Origin of the sequence: Streptomyces sp. (genome assembly GCF_035563135.1) — a bacterium.
Taxonomy (GTDB): domain Bacteria; phylum Actinomycetota; class Actinomycetes; order Streptomycetales; family Streptomycetaceae; genus Streptomyces.
Genome location: NZ_DATMVN010000566.1, coordinates 1 through 6,084 on the forward strand (window position 1 = coordinate 1; position 6,084 = coordinate 6,084).

The 6,084-nt window shown below is 72.5% G+C and carries 6 protein-coding genes; 3 read left to right on the plus strand and 3 right to left on the minus strand.

All coding sequences use genetic code 11. The features are described from left to right. Positions 1-981 (minus strand): serine/threonine-protein kinase (locus VN520_RS25245; protein ID WP_325749233.1); only part of this gene is annotated, 981 nt, incomplete at its 3' end. Between the two features lie 191 nt (positions 982-1,172). After that, the gene (locus VN520_RS25250) at positions 1,173-1,967 is read right to left on the minus strand and encodes a VOC family protein (RefSeq protein ID WP_325749234.1); all 795 of its coding nucleotides are present in this window, start codon (positions 1,965-1,967) and stop codon (positions 1,173-1,175) included. Between the two features lie 417 nt (positions 1,968-2,384). On the opposite strand from VN520_RS25250, the gene VN520_RS25255 reads away from it, so the two are divergent. The 3 genes from VN520_RS25255 (at position 2,385) to VN520_RS25265 (ending at position 5,195) form a co-directional block, all read left to right on the plus strand. Beyond that, entirely contained in the window at positions 2,385-3,032 is a 648-nt protein-coding gene (locus VN520_RS25255; protein WP_325749235.1) for a TetR family transcriptional regulator, read from the plus strand. Positions 3,033-3,176: 144 nt separating this feature from the next. Next, positions 3,177-3,842 carry a pyridoxal 5'-phosphate synthase gene (locus VN520_RS25260; RefSeq protein WP_325749236.1) on the plus strand — a complete coding sequence of 222 codons (666 nt, stop codon included), beginning with the start codon at positions 3,177-3,179 and terminating at the stop codon, positions 3,840-3,842. A gap of 177 nt (positions 3,843-4,019) precedes the next feature. Then, positions 4,020-5,195: an NAD(P)/FAD-dependent oxidoreductase gene (locus VN520_RS25265; RefSeq protein WP_325749237.1), complete on the plus strand. Its 1,176-nt coding sequence runs from the start codon at positions 4,020-4,022 to the stop codon at positions 5,193-5,195. 9 nt (positions 5,196-5,204) lie between these two features. On the opposite strand, the gene VN520_RS25270 is transcribed toward VN520_RS25265, so the two are convergent. Next, positions 5,205-6,084, minus strand: an 880-nt coding sequence (locus VN520_RS25270) for an MFS transporter (protein ID WP_325749238.1), incomplete at its 5' end; no start/stop codon positions are given.

Below are 6,084 nucleotides of genomic sequence, written 5' to 3' on the forward strand. Positions count from 1 at the left end.
CCTCCACGCCCCGTCCCGGACGGCTCCCGGCGGCCGGGACGGAGGCGGAGGCACGGCCACGGGGACGCGTGCGGCGGTGACGACCCGGCCACCGCCGCGGCGCTGCTCGATCATCGCGGTCGCGGCGGCCGGCAGCCAGGCCGACGCCGTGCCGCTGTCGTCGCTCCCGGAGGCGAACAGGTGCGGGGCCAGCTGGGACTGCAGATCCGCCGGGCTGGGCCGCCGGGACGCGTCCATCTGCATGCAGGACTCGATGAGCGGACGCAGGTCGTCGGGCAGCCCCTCGGTGTCGGGGCCCTCCCGCAGCAGCATGAACACGGTCTCGACCGGATTCGCCCCGTGGAAGGGCGCGTGTCCCGTCGCCGCGAAGACGAGGGTCGACCCGAGCGAGAACACATCGCTGGCGCCCGTCACGCTGCGCGAGTCGCGGGCCTGCTCCGGAGACATGTACGCGGGCGTGCCCACCGCCACGTTCGTCATGGTCAGCCGGGTGTTGGAGACCCCGGACGCGATACCGAAGTCGATCACCCGCGGCCCGTCCTCGACCACGAGGACGTTGGACGGCTTCAGGTCACGGTGGACGAGGCCGGCCCCGTGGATCGACTGCAGGGCCTCGGCGATCCCGGCGGCCAGCCAGCGCACGGCCTGCGTCGGCATCGGCCCGCACTCATTCACTATCTCCTCGAGAGAGGGTGCGGGGACATAGGCGGTCGCCAGCCACGGCACGGCCGCCCGCGGGTCGGCGTCGACCACGGCGGCGGTGTAGAAACCGCTGACCGCGCGAGCGGCCTCCACCTCACGCGTGAAGCGGACCCGGAACAACTGGTCCTCGGCCAGTTCCGTACGGACCGTCTTGATCGCCACCCGCCGGCCCGACGCCGAGCGCGCCAGATAGACCAGCCCCATGCCGCCGGCCCCGAGCCGTCCCAGCACCTCGAACGGGCCGATCCGCCTCGGGTCATGCTGCGTCAGCTGCTCCACTTGCCTGCCACCTCCCCGTACGGACCTCAGGAACAGAAGCCCGCGAAATCCCGCCCTGTGCAGCGTCTCACCACTGGGCACCACTTGGCGGTGCGCCCCCTGATTCTTCCTGTCCCGGGGCCCGGTTGCGAACCCGGGGGCGGATCGGGGTGTCTTGTGGCATCCATCCCTTTCAGGACACCGCGGGGCCCCTACGGCGACAGCTCCGCCGGCTGGAGTACGGCGAAAGCCGCACCCTGGTCGTCCTGGAGGACCGCCGTCCGCCCGTACGGGATGTCCTGCGGCGGGGCCGTGATCCGGCCACCGAGCCGCGTCGCGGTCTCGGCGGCGCGGTCGCAGTCCGCCACGGCGAAGTAACTGAGGAAGTAGCTGGGCAGCATCGCCGGGAACGCGTCCGTGATGATCGCACGCCCGCCGACCGCGGTGTCCTCCCCCGGCTCGGTCCCGGCGGGGGACCAGATGCGGAACGGCTCCACGCCTCCGTCCGCGCCCGGCAGTTCGAGGTCGGTCCCCCGGAAGCCGAGGGCCTCCTCGTAGAAGGGGTCCACCCGTTCCGGCTGCCGGGTGTGGACCTCGGTCCAGCAGAAGGCGCCCGGGGTGTTCTGCTTCTCGAAGCCCGCGCGCTCCCCTGCCTGCCAGAGGCCGAAGACCGCCCCGCCGGGGTCGGCCGCCTGGGCGAGGACCCCGGCCGCTCCGGCCCGTACCGGCTCGGTGATCACCTGCCCGCCCGCCTTCCGGACCAGGGCGACGGTGGCGCGGATGTCGTCGGTGGAGAAGTACACGCCCCAGGTCGTGGGCATGCGGCCGTCCTGCTTGGCGGTGAGCGCGGCCACGAGTGCGCCGTCGCTGTACGCGTCGGCGAAGGGCATGCCGTCGCCCGCGTGGAAGGTCCAGCCGAAGAGCCCGCCGTAGAAGCGCTTGCCGGCCTCCAGGTCGGAGAGCTGTACATCCACCCAGCACGGCGCGGACTGCGCGAATACGGCCATGGCCCGGGTCCTTCCGTCGCTGTGGGGCCGCGACGGCGCCCCGGTGGTGCCGCGGCGGCGACGCTGTGGACCGCCGTGGACCCCGGCGGGGACAGCCGTGACGCCCGTCACACTCAACGTAGCGCCGGGAGACCCGCGGCGCGCCCCGAGGGGCCGAATGAAACCTTTGCCCGAATCGTGAAGCGCCTGCGGCTCACGTGGACACAGTTGTCCACCGAAGTTATCCACAGGCTGTTGATAACACCATCCCACCGGAACATGGGGGCGGAAGGAAGGGGAATTCCATAAACGCCCGCGCCCCGGGAAAAGCGGGCCGGCGCCGCCGGGAATTGCACCGTTCACCCCGCCCGCACTGAGGCGTTCCCCATTTGCAGTCGGTCAGATAGCGCTCGGATCACCCCTCGGTAAGCTGACGGCATGACAGGACAAGTACGCACCGTCGACGGCCGCGTGGCTGGTCGGCGAGGTCAGGCGACGCGGCAGAAGCTGCTCGACTGCCTCAGCGAGATGCTCAGCTCCTCGCCGTACCGGGACGTCAAAGTCATCGACGTGGCCCGGAAGGCGGGAACTTCACCCGCGACTTTCTACCAGTATTTTCCCGACGTCGAGGGCGCCGTTCTCGAACTCGCCGAGGAAATGGCCAAGGAAGGCGCCGGGCTCACCGAACTGGTCGGCGGGCGCTCCTGGGTCGGCAAGGCCGGCTGGCAGGCCTCCGAAGAACTCGTCGAGGGGTTCCTCGACTTCTGGCGGCGCCATGACGCGATCCTCCGTGTCGTCGACCTCGGTGCCGCCGAGGGCGACAAGCGGTTCTACAAGATCCGCATGAAGGTGCTGAACTCGGTCACCAACTCCCTGACGGACGCGGTCGAGGAGCTCCAGTCCAAGGGCAAGGTGGACAAGGAGGTCAGCCCCGCCGCGGTGGCGGGCTCCCTGGTCGTCATGCTCGCGGGGGTCGCCTCGCACCAGAAGGGCTTCACCACCTGGGGCGTGAAGCAGGCCGAACTCCGGCCCAACCTCGCCCTGTTGGTCCACCTGGGCATCACCGGCAAGAAGCCCGCCAGGTAGGCCCCGGCAGCCCCGCCTCCCCCGCACACGCCGGGAGCCGCACCCTTCCGCGGCTCCCCACGTCCTGTCTCGACGACGGCGGACCACTCCTGTGGTCCGCCGTCGTCGTTCCCGCGCCGGTGCGGGACGCTGTGGAATGGCCCCATGAGCGATGCACAGAACGACTTCCGCGACCTGCTCCACGCCCAGCGCGTCTGGGACGTGCCACTCCCCCGCTTCGACCCGGCCGCCGCGCCCGCCGCCCCCCTCCCGCTCTTCCACGCCTGGTTCGCCGAGGCGGTGGCGGCCGGGCAGAGCGAACCGCACACCATGACCCTGGCGACGACGGACGCCGGGGGACGGCCCGATGTGCGCACGCTGATGCTGCACGACGCGGACGGGCGGGGCTGGCACTTCGCCACGCACGCCACCAGCGCGAAGGGCCGCCAGCTCGCCGTGTGCCCGTACGCCGCGCTCGGCTTCTACTGGCCCGCCCAGGGCCGCCAGGTGCGGATCCGGGGAGAGGTGTCCCCCGCGAGCCGGGAGGAGAGCCAGGCCGACCTGCGGGCCAGGTCCACCGGTGCGCTGGCCGCCGCGCTCACCGGCTCGCAGAGCGAGGTGCTGCCGGCGTACGAGGATCTCGTACGGGCCTCCGAGGCGGCCTGGGAGCGGGCACAGGCAGAACCGGACGCCGAGGCGGAGACCTGGACGCGCTATGTGGTCGAGCCCCGGGAGGTGGAGTTCTTCCAGGGCGACGGCCGGCGCCGGCACGTGCGGCTGCGCTACCGCCGTGACGGCACGGGCTGGACCCGCGAGCTGCTCTGGCCCTGAACCCCGGCTCCCTCCGGGCCGTTCGGCCGCACCGGGCCTGCGGGCGGGACGCACCGGGCCTGCGGGCGGAGCCGGATCTCCGGATAAGGACCGGCTCTCCGGGCCCGTGATCATTTCGCAACCGATTCCCGTCCGGACCGGAACCCATCATGTTCATGTCCTATTACGCTCCGAGCCATGCCCGAAAGCACTCCCGCCCCCGGTGACGCCCCCCTCGCCCCCGCCGACCGACCGGTTTATGTGATCGGCGGCGGCCCGGCCGGTCTCGCCGTCGCGGCGGCCCTGCGGGAACAGGGCGTACGCGCGATCGTGCTGGAGAGGTCCGGCCACGTCGGGGCGTCCTGGCGCCGCCACTACGACCGGCTGCACCTCCACACGACCCGGCGGTGGTCGGCGCTGCCGGGGCTGGCGATGCCCCGCAGGTTCGGGCGCTGGGTGTCGCGCGACGACATGGTGCGCTATCTGGAGAAGTACGCCGAGCACCACGAGCTGGAAGTGGTGACGGGCGTCGAGGTGTCCCGGATCGACCGGACCGGCGACGGCGCGGGCTGGCGGCTGAGCGCGACCGGCGGCCGGGTGCTCACCGGGCGGGTGGTCGTGGTGGCCACCGGTTTCAACCACACGCCGAAGACCCCCTCGTGGCCCGGCCGCGAGGGCTTCACCGGCGCACTGGTGCACGCCGCGGAGTACCGCGGTCCGGCCCCGTACGCGGGCAAGGACGTCCTCGTCGCCGGAATCGGCAACACCGGGGCCGAGATCGCCGTGGACCTGGCCGAGGGCGGCGCGTCCCGGGTGCGGATCGCGGTGCGCACGCCCCCGCACATCGTGCGCCGCTCCACGGCCGGCTGGCCCGCCCAGGCCACCGCCGTGCTGGTCCGCCGGCTTCCGGTCCGGCTCGTCGACCGGGCGGGGCGCCTGATGTCCCGCCTCTCCGTCCCCGACCTGGCGGAACAGGGCCTTCCCCGACCGGACACGGGCCTGTACTCCCGGGTCAGGGAAGGCGCGATCCCCGTCCAGGACGTCGGGCTGATCAGCGCGGTGAAGACCGGCCGGGTGGTTCCCGTGGCGGCGGTCGAGTCGTTCGACGGGGACGCGGTGGTGCTGGCCGACGGGTCCCGGACCACCCCGGACGCCGTGATCGCGGCGACCGGATACGAACGCGCCCTGGAGGGCCTGGCCGGCCACCTCGGCGTGCTGGACGCGAGGGGCCGCCCCGTGGTGCACGGCGCCCGCACCCCGGACGGGGCGCCGGGCCTCTACTTCACCGGCTTCACCAACCCGATCAGCGGCATGCTCCGCGAAATCGCCCTGGACGCGCGGAAGATAGCCGCCCGCGTGGCCAGGACGAGGTGATCCCGCCTCTCACAGGACGGCGGCCGGTGTCTCCCCGCCCTGCTTGCGGCGGATGACCAGGGCCATCAGGGCCGCCGACGCGCACAGCGCCCCCGAGGCGTACCAGACCAGGTCGTACGAACCGGTCACGTCGCGTGCCACCCCGCCGAGGAACGCCACCAGGGCCGCTCCCACCTGGTGCGAGGCCAGGACCCAGCCGAAGACGATCGCGCTGTCCTCGCCGTACTGCTCCCGGCACAGAGCCAGGGTCGGCGGGACCGTGGCGACCCAGTCCAGGCCGTAGAAGACGATGAAGAAGACCATCGGCGGATGCACCGCCGGACCCATCAGCATCGGCAGGAACAGCAGCGAGACACCGCGCAGGGCGTAGTAGACGGCCAGCAGTCTGCGGGCGTCGAAGCGGTCCGTGAGCCAGCCGCTGAGGACCGTGCCGATGATGTCGAAGACACCGATGACGGCCAGCAGCGAGGCCGCCGCGGTGATCTCCATCCCGTGGTCATGGGCCGAGGGCACGAAGTGGGTGCGGATCAGGCCGTTCGTGGAGGCACCGCAGATCGCGAACGAGCCCGCCAGCAGCCAGAACGGGCCCGTGCGGGCCGCGTCGGACAGGACGCGGACGGTGCGGCTCGCGGCGCCCCGCGCGGGGGCCGGCTTCTCCTCGTACACACCGCCGTAGGGGGCCAGGCCCACGTCGGCCGGGTGGTCGCGCATCAGGAGCCAGACGAACGGGACGACGACGAGCGCCGCCAGCGCGACCGTCACCGTGGCCGGCCGCCAGCCGTGCCGGTCGATGATCCAGGCGCACAGCGGAAGGAAGACCAGCTGGCCGGACGCCCCGGCCGCGGTCAGGATCCCGGTGACCAGTCCCCGGCGGGCGACGAACCAGCGG

Coding starts and splice junctions, on each gene's coding strand:
- VN520_RS25250 (WP_325749234.1), bottom strand. CDS start 1,967: ATGGCCGTATTCGCGCAGTCCGCGCCGTGCTGGGTGGATGTACAGCTC.
- VN520_RS25255 (WP_325749235.1), top strand. CDS start 2,385: ATGACAGGACAAGTACGCACCGTCGACGGCCGCGTGGCTGGTCGGCGA.
- VN520_RS25260 (WP_325749236.1), top strand. CDS start 3,177: ATGAGCGATGCACAGAACGACTTCCGCGACCTGCTCCACGCCCAGCGC.
- VN520_RS25265 (WP_325749237.1), top strand. CDS start 4,020: ATGCCCGAAAGCACTCCCGCCCCCGGTGACGCCCCCCTCGCCCCCGCC.